This window comes from Thermanaerothrix sp. (genome assembly GCA_026417795.1).
Lineage (GTDB): Bacteria > Synergistota > Synergistia > Synergistales > Synergistaceae > Thermanaerovibrio.
This window is the reverse complement of sequence record JAOACP010000006.1, coordinates 1-19,511: the sequence shown is the minus strand read 5'-3', so window position 1 is coordinate 19,511 and position 19,511 is coordinate 1. Positions and strand designations below refer to the sequence as shown.

General features: G+C 61.8%; 17 protein-coding genes and 1 riboswitch. Of the genes, 5 read left to right on the top strand and 12 right to left on the bottom strand.

Going from position 1 to position 19,511, the window contains the following annotated elements; genetic code table 11:
- Window positions 1-2: 2 nt before the first annotated feature.
- From gyrA to pssA, 3 genes are read left to right on the top strand one after another with little or no spacing between them, the layout of a single operon-like run.
- On the top strand, window positions 3-2,456 hold the full coding sequence (gene gyrA, locus N2315_02015; GenBank protein ID MCX7827962.1) for a DNA gyrase subunit A: 2,454 nt from the start codon (window positions 3-5) through the stop codon (window positions 2,454-2,456).
- The gene (locus tag N2315_02010; protein MCX7827961.1) at window positions 2,453-3,070 is read left to right on the top strand and encodes a phosphatidylserine decarboxylase; all 618 of its coding nucleotides are present in this window, start codon (window positions 2,453-2,455) and stop codon (window positions 3,068-3,070) included. Before gyrA ends, N2315_02010 begins: the two co-directional genes overlap by 4 nt.
- Entirely contained in the window at window positions 3,067-3,792 is a 726-nt protein-coding gene (gene pssA, locus N2315_02005; protein MCX7827960.1) for a CDP-diacylglycerol--serine O-phosphatidyltransferase, read from the top strand. The genes N2315_02010 and pssA overlap by 4 nt, the downstream gene beginning before the upstream one ends.
- A gap of 102 nt (window positions 3,793-3,894) precedes the next feature.
- Here the strand turns inward: pssA and N2315_02000 are convergent, their stop codons facing one another.
- From N2315_02000 to N2315_01965, 8 genes are all read right to left on the bottom strand, one after another.
- Window positions 3,895-4,404 (bottom strand): energy-coupled thiamine transporter ThiT, encoded by a 510-nt coding sequence (locus N2315_02000; protein ID MCX7827959.1) that lies wholly within the window; start codon window positions 4,402-4,404, stop codon window positions 3,895-3,897.
- A gap of 89 nt (window positions 4,405-4,493) precedes the next feature.
- A riboswitch (TPP riboswitch) is annotated at window positions 4,494-4,600 on the bottom strand.
- Window positions 4,601-4,630: 30 nt separating this feature from the next.
- Window positions 4,631-5,953: a UDP-glucose/GDP-mannose dehydrogenase family protein gene (locus tag N2315_01995; protein ID MCX7827958.1), complete on the bottom strand. Its 1,323-nt coding sequence runs from the start codon at window positions 5,951-5,953 to the stop codon at window positions 4,631-4,633.
- A gap of 153 nt (window positions 5,954-6,106) precedes the next feature.
- Window positions 6,107-6,997: a polysaccharide deacetylase family protein gene (locus N2315_01990; GenBank protein MCX7827957.1), complete on the bottom strand. Its 891-nt coding sequence runs from the start codon at window positions 6,995-6,997 to the stop codon at window positions 6,107-6,109.
- Window positions 6,998-7,004: 7 nt separating this feature from the next.
- The gene (locus N2315_01985; GenBank protein MCX7827956.1) at window positions 7,005-8,006 is read right to left on the bottom strand and encodes a bifunctional UDP-4-keto-pentose/UDP-xylose synthase; all 1,002 of its coding nucleotides are present in this window, start codon (window positions 8,004-8,006) and stop codon (window positions 7,005-7,007) included.
- A gap of 36 nt (window positions 8,007-8,042) precedes the next feature.
- On the bottom strand, window positions 8,043-8,990 hold the full coding sequence (locus tag N2315_01980; protein ID MCX7827955.1) for a formyltransferase family protein: 948 nt from the start codon (window positions 8,988-8,990) through the stop codon (window positions 8,043-8,045).
- Entirely contained in the window at window positions 8,987-9,937 is a 951-nt protein-coding gene (locus tag N2315_01975) for a glycosyltransferase (protein MCX7827954.1), read from the bottom strand. The genes N2315_01980 and N2315_01975 overlap by 4 nt, the downstream gene beginning before the upstream one ends.
- A complete protein-coding gene (locus tag N2315_01970; protein ID MCX7827953.1) occupies window positions 9,934-11,079 on the bottom strand; it encodes a DegT/DnrJ/EryC1/StrS family aminotransferase in 1,146 nt (381 codons plus the stop codon). Before N2315_01970 ends, N2315_01975 begins: the two co-directional genes overlap by 4 nt.
- A 21-nt stretch (window positions 11,080-11,100) precedes the next feature.
- Complete coding sequence (locus N2315_01965; GenBank protein MCX7827952.1) at window positions 11,101-12,780, bottom strand: glycosyltransferase family 39 protein; 1,680 nt, start codon at window positions 12,778-12,780, stop codon at window positions 11,101-11,103.
- Between the two features lie 186 nt (window positions 12,781-12,966).
- Between N2315_01965 and N2315_01960 the strand changes: the two genes are divergently transcribed.
- Window positions 12,967-14,226: a methyl-accepting chemotaxis protein gene (locus tag N2315_01960; protein ID MCX7827951.1), complete on the top strand. Its 1,260-nt coding sequence runs from the start codon at window positions 12,967-12,969 to the stop codon at window positions 14,224-14,226.
- Between the two features lie 126 nt (window positions 14,227-14,352).
- Here N2315_01960 and N2315_01955 read toward each other — a convergent pair whose 3' ends face one another.
- The 4 genes from N2315_01955 to N2315_01940 form a co-directional block, all read right to left on the bottom strand.
- Window positions 14,353-15,549: an FprA family A-type flavoprotein gene (locus N2315_01955; GenBank protein MCX7827950.1), complete on the bottom strand. Its 1,197-nt coding sequence runs from the start codon at window positions 15,547-15,549 to the stop codon at window positions 14,353-14,355.
- Between the two features lie 104 nt (window positions 15,550-15,653).
- Window positions 15,654-16,028, bottom strand: a complete 375-nt coding sequence (locus N2315_01950) for a hypothetical protein (protein ID MCX7827949.1) — start codon at window positions 16,026-16,028, stop codon at window positions 15,654-15,656.
- Window positions 16,029-16,312: 284 nt separating this feature from the next.
- Window positions 16,313-17,602: a kynureninase gene (gene kynU, locus N2315_01945; GenBank protein MCX7827948.1), complete on the bottom strand. Its 1,290-nt coding sequence runs from the start codon at window positions 17,600-17,602 to the stop codon at window positions 16,313-16,315.
- Window positions 17,599-18,078, bottom strand: a complete 480-nt coding sequence (locus N2315_01940; protein MCX7827947.1) for a MarR family transcriptional regulator — start codon at window positions 18,076-18,078, stop codon at window positions 17,599-17,601. Before N2315_01940 ends, kynU begins: the two co-directional genes overlap by 4 nt.
- A 447-nt stretch (window positions 18,079-18,525) precedes the next feature.
- Between N2315_01940 and N2315_01935 the strand changes: the two genes are divergently transcribed.
- A partial coding sequence (locus N2315_01935) for a methylmalonyl-CoA mutase family protein (GenBank protein MCX7827946.1) occupies window positions 18,526-19,511 on the top strand: 986 nt, incomplete at its 3' end.

The following is a 19,511-nucleotide window of genomic DNA, read 5'->3' as shown; positions in this document are numbered from 1 at the left end:
TCATGGAAAAGGGCAAGGAAGGTTCCGACCTCTTCCAGAAGGTGATCCCCCTTCCGCTGGAGGAGGAGATAAAGCACAGCTACATAGACTACGCCATGAGCGTCATAGTGGGCAGGGCCCTGCCGGACGCCAGGGACGGTCTTAAGCCGGTGCAGCGGCGGATTCTGTACGCCATGAGGGAGTTGGGCTTGAGGCACAACCAGCCCTTCAAGAAGTCCGCCAGGGTGGTGGGGGAGACCATGGGCAAGTACCATCCCCATGGGGACGCCGCCATATACGAGACCATGGTGCGGATGAGCCAGGACTTCAGCATGAGGTACCCCCTTGTGGACGGGCAGGGGAACTTTGGTTCCATAGACGGAGACCCCCCCGCCGCCATGAGGTACACCGAGGCCCGTCTTCACGCCTTGGGCGAGGAGATGCTGGCGGACATAGACGAGGAAACGGTGGATTGGCTCCCCAACTTCGACGAGTCCCTGGAGGAGCCGTCGGTGCTGCCCAGCCGCATCCCGAACCTTCTGGTGAACGGAAGCACTGGCATAGCGGTGGGCATGGCCACCAACATGCCTCCCCACAACCTCCGGGAGGTGGTGGACGCCTGCTGCGCCCTGCTGGACAACCCGGACGTGGAGATAGGGGAGCTCATGTCCCTCATGCCAGGCCCGGACTTCCCCACCGGGGGGGTCATCCTTGGCAGGGACGGCATCGTGGACGCCTACGCCACCGGCCGGGGGAAGATAACGGTCCGGGGATGCGCCGAGGTGGAGGACGCCAAGCGGGGCAAGAAGGCCATAGTGATAACCCAGATCCCCTACATGGTCAACAAGTCGAACCTCATAGAGACCATAGTGGAGGGGGTTCAGAAGGGGCAGCTGGACGGCATAACCGACGTGAGGGACGAGTCCAACCGGGAGGGCATAAGGCTGGTGCTGGAGCTCCACCGGGACAGCGACCCCAACCTGGTCCTGCGGCAGCTTTACTCCAGGACCCAGCTGCAGACCACCTTCGGGGTGATAAACCTGGCCCTGGTGGACGGGCGCCCCATGGAGCTGAACCTTAAAGGGCTGCTCCAGATATTCATAGACCACCGAAGGACCGTGGTAAGGCGCCGTACCGAGTATCGGCTCAAGAAGGCGGAGGAGAGGGCCCACATACTGGAGGGGCTTGTCAAGGCCCTTGGCATCATAGACAGGGTCATAGCCCTCATAAGGTCCTCGTCGGAGCCATCGGTGGCCAAGGGGCGTCTTGTTGAGGAGCTGTCCTTCTCCGAGGCCCAGGCCCAGGCCATCCTTGACATGAGGCTCCAGCGGCTCACCGGCCTGGAGATCCACAAGCTCCAGGAGGAGCTGGAGGAGCTTAAGGGGCAGATAGCCTGGTACCGCAGGATCCTGGAGGACTCCTCGGAGCTGGACGGGGTGGTGCGGAAGGAGCTGCTGGAGGTCAAGGCGGCCTATGGGGACGAGCGCCGAACCGTCATAGAGGACTCGGTGGACGACGTTTCCGCCGAGGACCTGATACCCGAGACCGAGATAGTGGTGGCCATGACCAGGGACGGTTTCATCCGCCGGATGCCCTTGCAGGACTACCGCTGCCAGTCCCGGGGGGGCAAGGGCGTCAAGGGGGCTTCCACCAAGGGGGACGATGAGGTGTCCTTGGTGGCGGTCACCACCACACACCGCACCCTTTACCTCTTCACCGACCGTGGGAGGGTCTTCGCCCTTAAGTGCCTTGCCCTGCCGGAGCCCAAGAGCGGCCGGGGCAAGCACGTGGGAAGCTTCATCTCCCTTGATGAAGGGGAGTCGGTGGTGACCTTCCGGGACAGCGTGATGGAGGGGGCTAGGTTCGTCTTCCTGCTCACCCGCATGGGCCTTGCCAAGCGGCTTCCCGTCACGGAGCTGGAGGGCATAACCAGGGCGGGGCGCCGGATACTGGGCCTTGAGGAAGGGGACACCATAGCCAGGGTTCGGTTCACCGGCGGCGACGACCAGCTGCTGCTAACCACCGCCAAGGGACAGACATTGAGGGTCAGCGAGGAGGAGTTCCGCCCCCAGGGAAGGGCCGCCAAGGGCGTGAGGGCCATAAAGCTGGAGGAAGGGGACGCGGTGGTGGGATGCGACGTGATAATCCAGGGCCGCCAGGTGCTCTTCATAAGCCAGCTGGGGTTAGGCAAGAGGACCTCTTACGACGAGTTCACCCCCCATCACCGGGGCGGCATGGGGGTTAGGGCCATGAGGCTCAACGACAAGACCGGCGACCTGGTGGGGGCCTGGGGGGTGGCGGACGACGACGAGCTCATGGTGGTAACCTCCAGGGGCCGGGTGATCCGCATGGCCGCCAGGGAGATATCCACCTTGAGCCGGATGGCCACTGGCTCCATGGTGGTGCGCCTTGACGAAGGGGATTCGGTGGCGGACGTCACCGTCATCCGCTGTTCCGAGGAGGAGGACCTGGGATGATAAACCGGCACGGGGTGCCTTCGGTGGGGGCCGTGCTTTTCATGATGGCCGGCGCGTGGCTCATATCCAGGCCCCTTTCCTTCGCCTTGTGTTTGCCTCTGCTGTTCCTGCTTTGGTTCTACCGGGACCCGGAAAGACGCCCCCCGGAGGATCCCGCCCTTTGGGTGAGCCCGGCGGACGGGAAGGTGGTGGAGCTGGAGCAGGTGAGCGACCCGGTGGTGGGGCCCTCCACGAAGATAGGCATATTCATGAACCCCCTGGACGTTCACGTGAACCGGATGCCCTTTGAGGGTGAGGTGTTCCACCTTCGCTACGTGCCGGGCCGGAAGTGGTTGGCCTTCGAGCCCAAGGCCTCGGAGAACAACGAGCGGCTTTACGTTGGCATAAAGACCCCCCACGGTGACGCCATGCTGGTGCAGATAGCGGGGCTTCTGGCAAGGCGCATCGTGGCTTGGGCTCCCGTGGGCTCCCGGTTCGGCCGGGGGGATCGTTATGGTATGATAAAGCTGGGGAGCAAGGTGGACCTTTACCTGCCGCCATCGGTGGAGCCCATGGTGAAGCTGGGGCAGAGGGTTAAGGCCGGAGAGACCCCGGTGGGAGTGGTGAGAAGATGAAAAGGCGCAGGTTGAGGAAGGACCTTCCGTTCCGTAAGATAGTGCCCAACATGATAACCAGCGGCAGCGTTCTTTGCGGTTTCATGGCATTGGCGCTTGCCTACTACGACAGGTTCCTGCCCGCCGCTTGGCTTGTGTGCGCCGCGGTGGTGTTCGACTACATGGACGGCCGGGTGGCCCGCATGCTGGGGGGCAGCAGCGACTTCGGGGTTGAGCTTGACAGCCTGGCGGACGCCATAAGTTTCGGCGCGGTTCCAGCCTTCATGACCTACGGGGCCTACGTGGGGCTTGAGGGGGGTCTTTTGGGGGTCCTGTGCGGCGCCTTCTTCACCCTGTGCGGGGTCTTGAGGCTTGCCAGGTTCAACGTAACCCACGTGGTGGGCCCCTTTCAGGGGCTTCCCATCCCCGCCGCGGGGCTCACGCTGGTGTCCTTCATAATGGGTGGGGTGAACCTCCCCTGGTGGTTGGCGGCGGTTGTTATGGCCGCCCTCGGCGGGCTCATGATATCCAGCGTCCCCTACGGCAACCTCAAGAAGGTCCACCGGGGGAACCTGAACAGGGTAAGGGCCCTTCTGCTCTTGGGTGTCCTGGTGGGCATGTCGCTGATCCTGCGGGAGAAGGCGCCCCTGGGCTTGTGCCTGGTGTACGTGCTGAGCGGCCCCCTGCGGTTCGACTGGGGGGCGTGGCTCACCGGTTCTAAGCCCGCAAAGAACGAGGCTTGAGGCGGGGAAGGTAATAAAGGCAATAAAAAGCGGGGCTCCTGAGGAGCCCCTTATTTTTTGCGTTTTCTCGTCCCTTGGAGACGCCCCCAAAGGCGCTTGGCCTCACACCCGGTCCTTCAGCTTGCTTATCAGGGGTATTGCCAGGGCCATGGATATGGCGAGGGAGGGCATAAGGAACGTGGCGTTGTAGGTGAAGGAATAGGCCCACACGTTGGCTCCCTTGGGGGCGAAGGAGGCGAAGAACAGCACCCCGGATAACACGTGGCATCCCAGGCGCAAGGCCCCCGCCAAGGCCATGGAGAGCATGACCCCCAAGCCCCGGTCCTTTAGTCCCGCCACGCCAAGGATGCCGAAGGCGATGGGGTAGTCCAGCGCCGCCTGAACGGGGTTTACCACGTAGCCCTGCAGCATCATCTGGAGCAGCCCAGACGCGGCGCCGCAGAGGGCTCCGGATCTTACGCCCCTCAAGGTCGCAAAGGCCAGTATGGGCACCATCTCAAGGGTTATGGACCCCCCTTGGGGCATCTGGAACACCTTAAGGAACGACAATGCCACGGACATCCCCGCCGCCAGGGCCCCTTCGGTTATCACCTTCACAGCCCGCTTCTCCATCTCGCATCTCCTCCTGTTCTGTTCGCACGTAGGACGCGGCACGAAAAAAGCCGTCCCCGCATCGGGGACGGCGTCAACGCCCTATTTTTAAAAAGGGTTCGGCACCTTCCCTTCGCCGGCATTGCCCGGATCAGGTTCAAGGGGTCGGGGGCTATCATGCCCCCCTCTCAGCCCTTCGGCTCCCCCGATGCTGCTTAGAGATTTAACCCCATACGCCCCCGTTCGGTCAAGCGGTTGGGCGTCCTATGCCGTAGTAGGTGAAGCCCAGGCGCCGCATCTCGTTGGGGGAGTACTGGTTGCGGCCGTCGAATATGACGGGGCTCAGCATCTCCTCCTTGATCCTGTGGAAGTCCGGCTGCTTGTACATGTCCCACTCGGTGACCAGCGCCAGGGCGGAGGCTCCTTTGAGGGCCTCGTACTGGTCCTCCACGAAGGTGACCCCGTTTCGGCCCGACAGCATCCGCCGGGCCTCCTCCATGGCCTTTGGGTCGTGGACTTTGACGAAGGCTCCGGCCCCCAGCAGGTCCTGTATGAGCACCAGCGAAGAGGCTTCCCTCATGTCCGACGTGTTGGGCTTGAAGGAGAGCCCCCAGACGGCGAAGGTGAGCCCCGATATGTCCTGTCCGAAATGGCGCAGCACCTTCTGGAAGATGAGGTGCTTTTGGGCTTCGTTGACGTCCTCCACCGCCTGGAGTATCCGGGGGGAGTAGCCGTGTCGCAGGGCGGTGTGCCTTAGGGCCCGCACGTCCTTGGGGAAGCAGGAGCCCCCGTAGCCGCAGCCGGGGGATATGAAGGCGTAGCCTATGCGGGAATCGGAGCCTATGCCGATCCGCACCCGCTCCACGTCGGCCCCCACCAGCTCGCATATGCGGGCCATCTCGTTCATGAAGGATATCTTGGTGGCCAGCAGGGCGTTGGCGGCGTACTTGGTCATCTCCGAGGACCTTATGTCCATGCAGAGCACCTTCTCCGGGGGCAGGAAGGAGTAGAGCTCCTTGAGCAGCTCCTCCGCCTCCTTGGAGTCGGTGCCTATGACCACCCTGTCGGGGTTCATGAAGTCCGACACCGCCGCCCCCTCCCGAAGGAACTCCGGGTTAGACGCCACGAAGAATGGGATCTGAGCCTCCCGGGCCTTGAGCTCCTCCGCCACCGCGGACCGCACCTTGTCGGCGGTGCCCACCGGCACGGTGGACTTGGTGACCACCACCATGGGTTCCTCCATGTGCCGGCCTATCTCCCGGGCCACCTGAAGGACGTACTGCAGGTCCGCGCTGCCGTCCACGTCCGACGGAGTTCCCACGGTTATGAAGCAAACCGCGGAACCCCTTATGCCCTCCTCAAGGCTGGTGGTGAACTTGAGCCGTCCTGCGGTGCGGTTGTTCCTTATGATCTCCTCCAACCCGGGCTCGAAGAACGGCACCTGATCCCGGTTGAGGGAGGCTATCTTCTCCTGATCCACGTCCACGCAGGCCACGTGGTTGCCGAACCCAGCAAGACAAGCCCCGGTCACCAGCCCAACGTAACCGGTTCCTATGACGGATATCCTCATGAAAGCTTACCTCCATCTTACGGGGCCTTTAAAGCCCCTCATGGCATTTTGTTAAACTTTTAACCGTTGAAGCGGCAATCGCCCATGTATCTTACAACTAAAGCCACGTTGATGTTAAATGATTAACCCAGAAGCCCAAGCCCCTTACGCCGGCTAATCAACCTTTTGAACCGCCAAGGTCCCCGCCCGCCCCTCCAGGGCGCCCATGGTCACCTGGCACCGGGGCAGCTCGTCCCGGGCCATCCGGGACACGAACGAGAGGGGTACGCACCTTGTCCCCTGGTCCAACGCGCCCTTCAGGAACTCCTCGAACACCTGTATCTGGGACAGCCCCTCCATCTCCGCGTGAAGGGTGAGCACGTTGAGCCCGTCCCTAAGCTCCGACAGGAGCCGTTGGGCCATGGCGCCGCCCTTGAGGCCCCTTAGCCCCATGAGCTCGTCCATTGTGGGCATGGTGGTGGGGATCTCCACGGTGTTGAACTGCTTCCTGCCGAACCTTGGAAGGTAGGGGAAGAGGCCTCTTGTGTTGCTGGTGTAGTCCAACCCCATGGAGTCAAGCACCATCATGGCGTCGGTGTTGATCTGCCATCCCGGGGCGGCGAAGGCCTTAGGCCGCCGGCCCGTGTACTGGTAGAAGAGGTCGAAGGCCCTCTTGAGCTCCGCCTCTATGGTGGTGACCGGCATCCTGCTAAGACAGTCCTGCCACTTCACGTGATCCCAGGCGTGGATCCCGAAGTCGTGCCCCCTGGTCACCGTCTCCTTGAGCAGCCCCGGGAACGACTGGGCGATCATGGGGGCCTTTAGGAGGGTGCCGTAGAAAAGGGTTTTAAGGCCGTATGTGGAAGGGGCCTTGGTCCTCAGCATCTTGGATATGAAGCCCTTGCGGAAGATCCGCACTATGGCCTTCCCGGAGTTGTCCGGCCCCATGCTGAAGAAGAAGCTGGCCTTCACGGACAGCCTGTCGAACAGGTTGAGGAGGTTCAAAACCCCCTCCCGGTGCCCCCGGAGGGTGTCCACGTCCACTTTGAGGGCCAAGACCTTCATGGACGGATCACCTCAGGTAGTAGTCCACCGTCTTCCTCAGGGTGTCCCTAAGGGTGAGCCTGGGCTCCCAGCGGAGCTTCTCCATGGCCTTGGCTATGCTGGGGCGCCGGTCCTTCACGTCCTCGTAGCCCTTGCCATAGTGCTCCTCCCCGGAGACCTCCACTATGGGGACCTCCGCGGCGTACTCGTAACCTGCCACCTTGGAGACCTCCTCCCTAAGGGCCTCCGCCACCTCCCGCACGGAGTGGTTGTTCTTGGGGTTCCCAAGGTTGAAGATCTCCCCCATGGACGCCTCGGGGCGGCGGAGAATGGCCAAAAGCCCCATGACCCCTTCCTCGATGTCGGTGAAGCTCCTTCGTTGGGCGCCGCCGTTCACGAGCCTCAGGGGTTCCCGGCGCATGAGGTTCCCCAGGAACTGGGGCACCAGCCGGTTGCCCTTCGGGGTTCGGGGGTCGTCCTGCCTTGGGCCTATCCAGTTGAAGGGCCTGAAGAGGGTGAAGGGGAGCCCCTTGGACTGACCCAGGGCCCAGATCACCCTATCCATCATCTGCTTGCTGCAGCTGTATATCCAGCGCACGTTCCTTATGGGCCCTAAGACCAGGGGGCTCTCGTCCTCCTTGAGCTCCAGATCCGGGCTCATGCCGTACACCTCCGACGTGGAGGGGAATATGACCCACCGCCGGGCCTCCGCGCAGGCCCTTACCACCTTCAAGTTCTCCTCGAAGTCCAGCTCGTAGGTGAAGAGGGGGTCCTCTATGTACATGGCGGGCCTCGCTATCCCCGCCAGGGGCACCACCGCGAAGCTGTCCCTTATGCCGTCCCGTATCCAGTCCCAGGCCTTGGACATGGGGGACCTGTGGAACGTAAAACGAGGGTTACCCATGAGATGCCCCAGGTTGTCGTCGCTCACGTCCAGGGCCAGTATCCCCCAGTCGGTGTGCTCCAGTACCTTTTCGCACAGGTGGCTTCCGATGAAGCCGTTGGCACCGAGTATCAGCAGCTTTTCCATTAAAACATCATATCCTTTCCAGGTCTTATAGTTATTTTAATCACTATCGGCGGCATTCCGCAACCGCTGTCCTATCATGTCCCCCATGGGAGTTTCGAGGGGGTGTCCCCGGCGTCCTGAGATCTCCGCCTCCAGGACCCTCAAGGCCCCGAAGGCGCAGCGGACCAGCAGGTATCCCTCCGGGTCCTCCGTAACCGTTCCGGGCTGGCATTTGGGGGACGCCTTCTCCGGGATGGGATAGCCCCGCCATATCATGAGCTTCTCCCCTTGGGGTGAGAATGAGAAGGCCCCCGGGTATGGGTCCGTGAGGGCCCTCACCATGTGGTAGGCCCCGAGGGAGTCCTCCTGGTCCCAGCGTATGAGGCCGTCCTTGGGGGACCTGCCGCCGAAGTAGGAGGCCTTGGAGTGGTCCTGCTCGACGGCCCGGAAGGATCGGTTTTCCAGGGAGGGCAGGGCCCGCTTCACGAGCCTGTAGGCCCCCTCGGCCAGACGTTCCATCACGTCCTTTGAGGTGTCCTCGAATAGGATCGGTATCTCCTCTTGGTCCACGATGGGGCCGTCGTCGGGCTTTGGGGTCATCACGTGGAGGGTGGCGCCGGTCCTGGACTCCCCCATGATGATGGCCCAGTGCACCGACACCCTCCCCCGATAGCGGGGAAGCAGGGAACCGTGAACGTTGAAGGCCCCAAGGGGAAGGGTGTTGAGGATCTCATCCGGTATCATGTCCCGGTAGTAGAAGGACAGCAGCATCTGGGGTTTTATCCGCCCAAAGGCCTCGATCCCCTCGCAGGACCTAAGACTGTGCCTTATCACCGGGATGCCCGCCTTGAGGGCCACCTTGTCGGGGGTCCTGAACCACAGGTTCTCCGACGGGTTGTCCTCGTGGGTGAAGAGGGCCGCCACGTTGGCGCCGCATTCCAGGAGGGCCTCAAGGCACCGGGTCCCCACCTGGCTGTAGGCGCACACCGCTATGGAGGGCCTCATGGTTTATCCGCCTCCCCGTCGTCCGGGTAGGTCATCCTTATGAGGTACCTGGGGCGCTGCCGGACCTCCATGTATATGCGGCCCACGTACTCTCCCGCTATTCCCACGCCGAAGAGGAGTATCCCCATGAGGAAGAAGTTTATGGCCATGAGCGTGAACATCCCCTCCGCCTCGGATCCCACCAAAAGGCGCCTTATTATGAGGGAGAGGGCGAAAAGGAGGCTGCCGGCGGACACGAAAAGGCCCGTGATGGTGACGGCCTGCAGGGGCACCATGGAGAAGCCCGTCATGAGGTCGAAGTTAAGGCGGATCAGCCTGTAGAGCCCGTACTTGGAGGTCCCCTTGTGGCGCTCCTCGTGGGACACCGGTATCTCCACCGGGTTCTGGGCGAACTTCTTCCCAAGGGCGGGGAGGAAGGTGGTGGTCTCCCGGCACAGGTTTATGAGGTCCACCACCCGGCGGTGGTAGCCCCTTAGCATGCACCCGTAGTCCTTTATGTTGAGGCCGGTTATCCTGTTGGTTATCCAGTTTATGAGCTTGGAGGGCAGCTTCCTGGTGAACACCGGGTCCTTCCTCATGACCCGGTAGGTGCCCACCATGTCGTGTCCTAGGTCCATCTGCTCCAGTATCCTGGGTATCTCCTCCGGAGGGTTCTGCAGGTCCGCGTCAAGGGTTATTATCTTGTCCCCCCGGGACTTGGAGAACCCCGCCATTATGGCCATGTGCTGACCGAAGTTGCCGTTGAAGTCCACCACCCGGACGTAGGGCTTCCTTTTCGCCGCGTCCAGCAATAGCCCAAGGGACCGGTCCCGGCTGCCGTCGTTTACGAAGATCACCTCGCAGTCCCTCTTGAGGGACTCCACCACCGGGAAGAGCCTGTCGAAGAGGTCCGGCAGGGACTCCTCTTCGTTGTAAACCGGTATTACGATGGATACCTCGGGGGTCATCGGCATATCTCCTTGACCGCGTTCACTACGTCCATGGCGTCGCCTTCGGTCATGCCAGGGAACAGCGGCAGGGACACTATCCTGCTGGAGGCGTAGGAGGCGTTCTTAAGATCCTGGTCGTCCCATCCGAAACGTTCATAGCGCCTGTGGTGGTGCACCGCCTTGTAGTGCACCCCGGTGCCTATGTTCATATCCTTAAGGCGCCCCATGAACTCCTCCCGGGACATGCCAAGCTCCTCGGTCTTGAGCAGGATCCAGTAGATGTGGCGGCCGTGCACGTGAGGGTATGATGGATACTCCGGCAGGATGATGCCCGGAACTTCCTTGAGCTCCCGGTCGTATATGTCCGCTATGCGATGCCGCTTGGCCTGGAAGTCGTTAAGGCGTTCCAGCTGCTTAAGCCCTATGGCGGACTGCAGGTCCGTGAGGTTCGCCTTTATGCCCGGGGACACTATCTCGTAGTCCGGACGGCCTGACTTGGCGAACCGGTTCCAGGCCCCCTTTGACATGCCGTGCTGCCGCATGACCTTGCAGGAGTCCGAAAGGTCCGGGTCGTCGGTTACTATCATGCCCCCTTCGGCGGTGGTTATGTTCTTGGCGGGGTGGAAGCTGAAGACCGCCAGTGGGGAAGCCCCCTTCCCCACCGGGGAGCCCTTGTAGAAGGAGCCTATGGCGTGGGCGGCGTCCTCCACCAGCGGTATGCCCGGCGCCGCCTCCCTTATGGCGTCCATGTCCGCCGGCAGCCCCGCGAAGTGCACCGGTACTATGGCCTTGGTCCTGGAGGACAGCTTCTCCCGGATCCCATTGGGGTCTATGTTCATGGTCCCCATCTCCACGTCCGCCAGCACGGGCCTTGCGCCGTTGTATATGATGGCGTTCACCGTGGCGGCGAAGGTCATGGGGGTGGTTATGACCTCGTCCCCGGGGCCCACGCCCAGGGCCATGAGGGCTATCTGAAGGCCCGCCGTGGCGGATGACACCGCCACCCCGAAGCGGGCCCCCACGAGCCCGCTGAAGGCCTCCTCGAACCTGGCGGTGACAGGACCCGTGGTTATCCACCCGGACAACAGCACTTCCCGCACCGCCTCAACCTCCTCCTCCCCTATGAAGGGCTTGGAGAAGGGCAGAAAATCCTCTCTCATCTAACGGTTCCTCCAATCAAATCAACGGTTTACCAATATCATTTTCCCGTAGTAGGCGGGATCTTGGCCTGCCAGGCGGTATTTTATCCCAAGCTCTTCTATCTCCTTGAGGTGTTCCGGTTTTACTATCATCACCGCCTTAGAGGACTCCCACAGGGGCTTGAGCTCATGGGTTAAGATGAACCAGCCGGGTTTCTCCGCCCTGTAGCCGAAGGACAGCTCCCCGTAATCCCTACCGTCCTGGACGATGACCACAAGGCGCTTCAGGTAAAAGGGCACCGCCTGGTCGTAGTCCTTGTAGATTATCACCTTGGAGTCCGGAGTGAGCTCCCTTTGGGCCATGAGCGTAAGGGCCTTGGGGGACCTCGCCTGGGCCACCACCGGGAAGAGCTGCTTCATGGCAAGTAGGAAGGCCAGGGCGCACAGGGCGGAAGGAAGCCATGGGTTCCTTCGGAAGAGGCCGGCCATGAGGGGCAGAAGGCCTGATACGATGGTGGCCGCCCCGGTGTAGAGGGCCACGGTCCTAAGGGTAGAGGGGTCGAACCGGTCCTGATGGTTGGGGTACAGGATCAGGGCGATCCCAAGGAGCCCCATGATGAGGGCGGTCAATGCGAACCCGGGCACCAGGGAGCCGTACCGCCGGTCCTCTAGGCACCGGGCCATGTATATGCCTCCCATGAGCCCTAAGGGGGGCATGGCGGGCACCATGTAGGGTATGAGCTTGGACTTGGAGGCAGAGAAGAAGGCCAGCACGAAGAAGGCCCATATGAGCAGGAAAAGGGCCTCTTCGGACTCCGACGCGATGTCCTCGTGGGAGTCCCGGAGGGCTATGTCCTTCCGGAGGTACCTAAGCTCCCCAAGGGATGATAGAAGCCCCTGAAGGACCGTTCCGGTCCAGGGGAGCAGCGCCACGGGCAGCACCGCCAGGAAGAACCACCAGGGCTGGTATCGGTTGGACACCATGGTGGAGTACCTAAGGAAGTGCTCGTGGACGAAGAAGAACCAGGCGAAGTCCGGGTTGGCCTTGATGACCCTGTAGAACCAAGGGCCCGTAACCCCAAGGAAAGCCAGAATGCCCACCGGGGATATGCCCCTTATGATGAGCCAGGTCCTTCGGGTCAACAGTATCCATAGGAGGAATATTCCCCCCGGGATGACGATGCCTATGAGTCCCTTGGTGAGCACCGAAAGCCCCATGAAGGCGTAGCCCAGCCACAGCAGCGGTCTTGAGCCGGTGAGGCCCTTGAAGAGGCACAGCAAGGACAATGTCATGAAGGCCCCAAGCGCCATGTCGGTGAGGGTTATCTGGGACAGGGCGAACCACAGGAACCCGGTGCCGGTGATGAAGGCCCCTAGGAACGCGGCGGAAGGTCCGTAAGAGGCCCCCATGGCGTAGGTGCCAAGGGCCCCGGCGAGGGCCGATGCGGCGCAGGGGATCCGGGCGGCGAACTCCGACTGGCCGAACAGCTTGAAGGACCCGGCGGTCATCCAGTAGTACATCACGGGCTTCTCAAAGTACTTGACCCCGTTGAGCCTTGGCGTCACCCAGTCGCCGGTTGACAGCATCTCCCGCGGTATCTCGCTGTACCGCCCCTCGTCGGGCTCCATGAGCCCCCATCCGCCAAGGCCCAGGAAGTACACAAGGCAGAGCGACGCTATGAGGACCGCCAGGGCGGCCCTGTGGGTTCGGAATACCTCCAAGTTAATAACCCCCTTGAGTCCTGTTTTACTCCCTAAATGATAGATGAATCCGTCGGTTTTGCGGGTGGGACTAGGAGGTTATACATTTAGGCAACCGTCGGGTCAAGGATAGGCTTTGAGGGGTGCTTTAATTTGTGGTAGCATCTGGGCAAAAGTATAAACCATACACGAGAGGGGAATGGTCTCATGCGCTTTCTTCGGTCCCTTAGGTCTTCCGTGAGGCTTTTGGCGGTGCTCCTCTTTGGGGTGGCCGCTTTGTTGCTCTCCGGGTGGCTTGGCTTCCGCTGGGCGGCGGCTTTGGCGGTTCTGTACCTGGCGCTGGGCTGGGTGGTGTTTCGTTCGGTGTACCGGCCCCTTGGGGACATGGAGGGGGGCATGAGGGAGATAAGCTCCCGCCTGGACCTCACCTTCAGGACCTTCACCTGGGCGGGGGACGAGGTGGGGGATGTGAGCCGTTCGGTGAACTCCTTCCTCACCTCCCTTGACGAGGCCATGGGGAGGGTGAGCCAGGCGAACCAGAGGAACGCCTCGGCGGTGTCGGGGCTTGGGGAGTCGTCGGAGAGGGTGTCCAAGCTGGCGGCGGACATGGAGAGGTCCGCACAGGAGTCTCGGTCGAGGGTGAGCCGGGCGGCGTCCGCCATAGAGGAGATAAACGCCGGGGTGGAAGAGGTGGCGGCTGGTGCCCAGACGGTGGCCCAGCGGAGCAGCGACATGGCGGAGCAGGCGGCTGGGGCCGCCAAGGCGGGGGAGGCGGGGCTTGCGTCGGTCCGGGAGGCCGCGGAGGTGATAAGGGCCCTGGCGGAGGAGGCGGTGAGCTCCGCCAGGATGGTGCGGGAGCTGGCGGATCGGGCCCACCAGATACAGTCCATAGTGGGAAGCATCTCCCAGATAGCGGATCAGACGAACCTGTTGGCGCTGAACGCCGCCATTGAGGCGGCCCGGGCGGGAGAGGCGGGCCGGGGCTTCGCGGTTGTTGCGGAGGAGGTTCGGAAGCTTGCGGAGGAGTCCAACCAGGCGGCGAAGAACATAGCGGACTTGGCTCAGACCATCGTTAAGGACCTGGAGGGCGTCGTCCGGTCGGTGGACAGGACGTCGTCGGAGGCGGAGGTAGCTCGAGCCAGGGCGGTGTCCGTGGAGGACTCCATAAGGTCCATCCAGGAGTCGCTGAAGAGCATAGGCATGGCCACCCAGGACATGGCGGCGGTGGCCCAGGAGCAGGCGGCCTCAAGCCAGGAGATAGCGGAGTCCGTGCAGGGGGCGGCGGATATGGTGATGGAGGTGGACAGGTCCTTCGACCTGTTCATGGGCGCCGCGGAGGAGCTCAAGGGGGCGGTGAAGGGGATGGAGGCTTCCGTGAGGGAGCTCAAGACCTCGTCGGAGGATCTAAGGCGCAGCATAGGGGCCTTCAAGATATCCCAGCCCGGATCCGTGGCCCTTAAGGGGTAGGGATGGGTTTGGCGCCGGGTCCCCGTGGGGATTTCACTGGCAGGTAACACAAGGTCCCCCCTCGTCAAGGGGGGACCTTTTCTTGAGATCGGCGGCCTTCTCGGCGGCTTAAGGGTTCGTCGGGGGTTAATCTCTCTTTATGGCCTTCGCCATGTTCTGCCCCAGGAGCCAGCAGGCCTTGAGGTCCTCTTCGGTGGGGGAGGACTTCACCTCCACCGTGGGCTCCACCAGCTCCCACTCCCCCTTCTCGGCGAAGGACAGCAGCTCCGACAGGGCCCCCTTGCTCCAGCTGTAGGATCCGCAGAGCCCCAACACCCGGTTCTTCATCATCTTGTTGGCCAAGGTCCTGGCAAGGTAGGCCATGGGGGGGAACAGCTCGGTGTTGTAGGTGCAGCTTCCCATCACAAGGCCCCGGAACTTCCATATGTCCCGCACCATGAAGGACATGTTGGACCTTGATACGTCGTGGACGATTATCTTCTGTATTCCCGCCTCCGTGAGGGACCTGGCTATGGCGTCGGTCATCTTCTTGGTGTTCCCGTACATGGAGCCGTAAACGATGACGCAGCCCTCCTCGGTCTCGTGGCGGCTCCAGCGGTCGTACAGGTCCACCACCCGCCAGGGGTTGGAACGCAGTATGGGTCCGTGGGAGGGGCATATGGCGGATATCTCAAGGGTGCGGACCTTGGCTATGGCCTTCTGGACGAAGGAGCTGTAGCGCCCCACGATGTTGGCGAAGTACCTCAGGATCTCGTCCTCGTAGTAGTCCATGTCCACCTCGTCGTCGAAGACCCCTCCCTCAAGGGCGCTGAAGCCGCCGAAGGCGTCGCAGGTGAACAGCACCTTGGTGGCGCTGTCGTAGGTGACCATGGTCTCCGGCCAGTGGACCATGGGTATCATGTGGAACGACAGCTTGTGCTCCCCAAGGTCCAGCACATCCCCCTCGGACACCTCAAGAAGGCCTTCCTCTATGCCGTAGAAGGCCTTTATCATCTCCAGCGTCTTCTTGTTCCCCACTATCTTGAGGTCCGGGTAGACCTGCCGCAGCACCGCTATGGACCCCGAGTGGTCCGGTTCCATGTGGTTCACTATGAGGTAGTCCACGCCCTTGCAGCCCTTGAGCACCGACGAAAGGCGCTGAAGGTAGTCCTGCATGAAGGAGCTTTTGACCGTGTCCACCACCGCCACCTTCTGGTCGCATATGAGGTACGAGTTGTAGGATACCCCCCGGGGCAGCGTCCAAAGGGCCTCGAAGAGGTCCGTCTCCCGGTCGTTGGCCCCTATCCAGAAAACCCCTTCCCTGACGGGTATGGCCTTGTGCAATCCCTTTCCCTCCTTTGCCCAGCCTAACCGCCCATGGCGGATCAGGCGGACTTCTATTTTAAAACGACTTTTATTTTGCTCGTCCTTAGGCGGTACGTCAACCCCTACGCTATCCCCTTTCCGTGCCGATCCTTGCCGTAGGTGGTGCGCTTCTGTTCTTGCTGGGCCTTGAGGGCCGCTTCGGTCTGGCTCAATGACTTTTGGAACTCGCTTAAGAGCTGCTGGCGCCGTATGTCCTCCAGGTCGTTGGACAGGTCCCGCTCAAAGCGTCCCTCCGCGATGAGCACCTCTATGTCCAGCACGTCCTCGTCTATGGCGTCCGCCAGCTCCTTGGCGTTGAGGTTGGCGTTGGGGTTGTCCCTCAGGTATCCCCGGGCCTTCTCGTACACCCGGTCGAGCCGCTTTATGCAGGCAGGGCAGATCCTCGGCCCCGATGAGGCGAAGAGCTTGCCGCAGACCTGGCACTGGTGCATCTCCATGGGTTTTACACCTCCGAGCTTAAGGGTGTTGTATGTGGAAGATGATATTATATACCGCTTCTGCAAGCTAGGCTTTTCATATGGGTATGTTGAAGGTCTTGGAGCCGTCTTTTTGTATTTTGCAAAGGGCTTTCGCCAGGACGCGAAGAGCGGGGCCCCGTGGTTAACGGAGCGCCGCTCTGTTCTGGCTTAAGACCAGTGCCCCGCCGCGGACTTGCAAGGCGGGGCGCTGGTTTTTACCGGCCCGGGGCGGAGAGGGGCTGCCTTTGGAAGGTTTGGACGGGTTAGGAAACCTTGCTGGGCTCAACGGGGAAGGCCTTGAACTCCCCGTTGTCTACGATCTCCTTCAAAGCCCTTGCCACCTCCCATACCTCGGTGAAGGTGTTGTAGAGCCCCACCGGGGCCACCCGGATTATCCTGGGGGGCCTGAAGTCCGGGATGATGCCTCGAGCCTTAAGGGCGCAGCATATGCGCCACGCCTCGGAGGGGTGTTCGATGGCTGCGTGTCCTCCGCGACGTTGGTGTTCCCGGGGGGTGGCGATGGAGTAGTTGTAAGGCTCGCCGGAGAGGAACAGGTCCACCAGCTCCATCAGGAAGTCCGTGAGCTTGAGGGACTTTTCCCTTATGCGCTCCATCCCCGCCTCTTCGTGGATCTTGAGGGCCCCCTCCAGGGTGGCGGAGGAGAGGATCGGTGGGGTTCCCATCTGCCAGCCCCCGGCGGACCTGGATGGTTCGAAACGCAGGTTCATCTGGAACTGCTTGTCCTTTACGTAGCCGAACCAGCCCGCCAGGGCGGGCTGCCGGTGAAAGTGCCGCTGGTGCAGGAAGAGGAAGGCTGGGCTCCCGGGGCCTCCGTTTAGGTGTTTGTAACTGCACCAAAAGGCGAAGTCCACGCCCCAGCGGTGAAGCTCATGGGGCACTGCCCCGACGGAGTGGGCGCAGTCGAAGCCTATGGTTATGCCCCTTTCGTGGGCTGCCTTGGTGAGGCGCTCCATGTCCAGAAGCTGGCCGCTCCTGTAGAGCACCGACGGCAGCAGGGCCAGCGATACCCGGTGGTCCATGAGGGAGATGATGTGGTCCTCGTCCAGCGTGTGCCCGTCGTGGGACCTCGCAAGTACCAGGTCCTCCGAGGGGTCCTTGCCCTTGAGGCGGATTATGCTGCTTAAGGCGTAAAGGTCCGACGGGAAGTTGAGCTCGTCCGCCAGGATCTTGCACCTCTCCCCTTCGGGTTCGTAGAAGGTTAGAGCCAGGCTGTGCAGGTTGGAGGTGGTGGAACCGCACATCACCACCTCCTCCGGAAGGGCTCCCACCATGGGGGCCATCCGCCTTCCCATCTCCTCGGGCATGTGAAACCAGGGTATCTCTCCGTTGAGCCAGCCATCGATCTGGAGCTCCTCCCACTCCCGGAGCGCCCGCCTTACCCCTTCCAGGGATTCCTTTGGCGGAAGCCCGAGGGAGTTGCCGTCCATGTAGATGCGCCCTTGGGGCATGGCGAATCGGCCCCTGAACTCCCTCAAGGGGTCCTCCATGTCCATGGCCTCAGCCACTTTCCGCATCTGTTCGAGACTTCTCATGCTCCTTCCCCCTTCTGTGCCGTTGTTTTGTCCGGCGTTTCCAATCCCTCCTCCGCGTTTTCCGCCATCCGGATGAGCAACTCCACGGCGGCCTTCTTTTCGGAAGGGGAGAACCCCTTGAGCAGCCTTTCGTCCCACCTTTGAAGCTCCTTCAAAAGATCTGGCATGGCGCTGAGCCCCTTGGGGCCCAGGAAGACTCTGAACGCCCGTCCGTCCTTTGGATCCCGCTCCTTCGTAAGCCACCCCTCCTCGGTGAGCCGCTGAAGGGCCCTTGCCACGGTTCCCTCGTCCAGTGCCAGCTCCTGTGCCAGCTGCCTCTGGGACAGCCCCTCCTTGCGGGAGACCAGCGCCAGGTACAGGTAAAACCCCCTGCCAAGCCCCGCGGGTTCGAAGGCCCGGTCCAAGAAGAGCCGACTCCGCCTGAACAGGGTGGCTATCCATCTTCCCGGTGACCTTTTCTGGGCGTCTTTGTCCATGGTCCACGTCCTCCATTTACTTGCATGTGCAATTATTTCCCATTGTACCCCCTGGGGCCCGTCGGATCAACGGGTGGGTTTAGGTTTTGTCATGGCGTCGCGGTTCCTTAGGCCCGGCTTGCGTTGGATGCGGCGCGGCTCCGGCTTGGGTGGCGGAGCTTTTAAGGTGAAAACTGGCATCCGTTGATCTTGGGTGGGTGAAGGCTGCACATTGGTGCCATGTCCCTTGGGGGGATAACATTGTCCTTGAGTTGGAGTGCCGGTTCGGGGTTTTGTTTGGGGCCCAGCATGGCTAGTTGTTTGTAATTTTCTTGAAAAAACAGATAACGCCTTGCGTATGCTTGTCAACTGTTGAATAATAAGTTGCGAGCCGGACCAGGTTAACGTCGGGTCCGCGGGGATTGGGCAGCCCCGATTTTCCCTTTCAAAAAAGAGGAGGCGGAGCGCGTGTTTGAGGAGAAGGAACTTCAGGCCATAGCGGAGAAGAGGGGGCAGTACGAGGCGTCGGTGGAGAAGACCCTTGCGAAGAACCCGGAGATGCGCAAGGAGTTCGCCACCGGCGGGGGGATACCCCTGAAGAGGGTTTACACCCCGGAGGATGTGAAGGACCTGGACTACAACAGGGACCTGGGATTTCCTGGCATGTTCCCCTACACCAGGGGGGTGCAGCCCACCATGTACCGGGGCCGGTTCTGGACCATGCGCCAGTACGCCGGTTTTGCCACCGCGGAGGAGTCCAATGCCCGGTACCGTTACCTTTTGAGCCAGGGCACCACGGGGCTCTCGGTGGCCTTCGACCTTCCCACCCAGATAGGCTACGACTCGGACCACCCCATGGCCCAGGGAGAGGTGGGCAAGGTGGGGGTGGCCATAGACAGCCTGGCGGACATGGAGATCCTGTTCGACCAGATCCCGCTGGACAAGGTGTCCACCTCCATGACCATCAACGCCCCCGCTTCCGTGTTGCTTGCCATGTACATAGCGGTGGGGGAGAAGCAGGGTGTCCCCTCCACTGAGCTCTCCGGCACCATCCAGAACGACATCCTCAAGGAGTACATCGCCCGGGGAACCTACATCTTCCCACCTAAGCCCTCCATGAGGCTCATCACCGACATATTCGAGTTCTGCAGCACCCACGTCCCCAAGTGGAACACCATATCCATATCCGGTTACCACATCCGGGAGGCGGGGTCCACCGCCATACAGGAGGTGGCCTTCACCCTGGCGGACGGCATAGCCTACGTGGAGGCGGCGGTGAAGAAGGGGCAGGACCCCAACGTGTTCGGCAAGCGTCTTTCCTTCTTCTTCAACGCCCACAACGACTTCCTGGAGGAGATAGCCAAGTTCCGGGCCGCCCGTAGGCTTTGGGCCCACATAATGAAGGAGCGCTTCGGCGTTACCGACAAGAGCGCCCAGATGCTGCGCTTCCACAC